The 230-nt window shown below is 53.5% G+C and carries 2 tRNA genes; both read right to left on the bottom strand.

The features are described from left to right. Window positions 1-11: 11 nt before the first annotated feature. Window positions 12-87: transfer RNA gene (locus tag ACJ004_RS30190), tRNA-Phe, on the bottom strand. An 8-nt stretch (window positions 88-95) separates the two neighbouring features. Next, window positions 96-172 (bottom strand) — tRNA-Asp (locus ACJ004_RS30185). Between the last annotated feature and the right edge of the window lie 58 nt (window positions 173-230).

The raw sequence follows: 230 nt of genomic DNA, 5'->3' as shown, positions 1-230 counted from the left end.
TTTAAAATAAATGGTGGCTCAGGACGGAATCGAACCGCCGACACAAGGATTTTCAGTCCTTTGCTCTACCGACTGAGCTACTGAGCCAACATTAATGGCGGTCTGGACGGGACTCGAACCCGCGACCTCCTGCGTGACAGGCAGGCATTCTAACCAACTGAACTACCAGACCAATTGCGGGGACAGGATTTGAACCTGCGACCTTCGGGTTATGAGCCCGACGAGCTACC

The sequence above is a fragment of the Neobacillus sp. 204 genome (assembly GCF_046562815.1).
In the GTDB taxonomy this organism is placed as follows: domain Bacteria; phylum Bacillota; class Bacilli; order Bacillales; family Cytobacillaceae; genus Neobacillus.
The sequence above is the reverse complement of the archived record's forward strand: the minus strand, read 5'-3'. Positions and strand labels throughout refer to the sequence as shown.